Raw genomic sequence first — 385 nt, forward strand, 5'->3', positions numbered from 1 at the left:
TCCGATAACGATTTAGTATAAAGGTCATATTTTACTTTCGGTTGTAATGTCTTCGTTACAACATGGCCGTTTGCTTTATCAAATTGTGCCAATGCATTTGAATATTTACCCGTTGAGTAATATTCATCTTTATCCGCAACAGTAAACATCGACTGACGTTTACCACCTGAATTGATAAATGTGCCACGATTATCATAAGGAGGAACATCCCCTTGAGCCGTTGCTTTTCTTAAGAAAGACTGTGCTTGGCCATCTGTTTCGCCAATTTTCTTAAACCAAGCATAGTCGACTTCTTGAGCCGCTTGGGTAATTAATCGCTCCATCGCTTCTTGTTCCCACGATGGCGCAAGTGTCCTCGCTTGTGCCTATCAACTAAAAGTGCGGT

General features: G+C 41.3%; 1 protein-coding gene. It reads right to left on the reverse strand.

The features are described from left to right. Nucleotides 1-323: hypothetical protein (locus HMPREF9065_RS10165; protein WP_021615211.1), on the reverse strand; the 323-nt coding region annotated here is incomplete at its 3' end. Nucleotides 324-385: the final 62 nt, after the last annotated feature.

Origin of the sequence: Aggregatibacter sp. oral taxon 458 str. W10330 (genome assembly GCF_000466335.1) — a bacterium.
Taxonomy (GTDB): domain Bacteria; phylum Pseudomonadota; class Gammaproteobacteria; order Enterobacterales; family Pasteurellaceae; genus Aggregatibacter.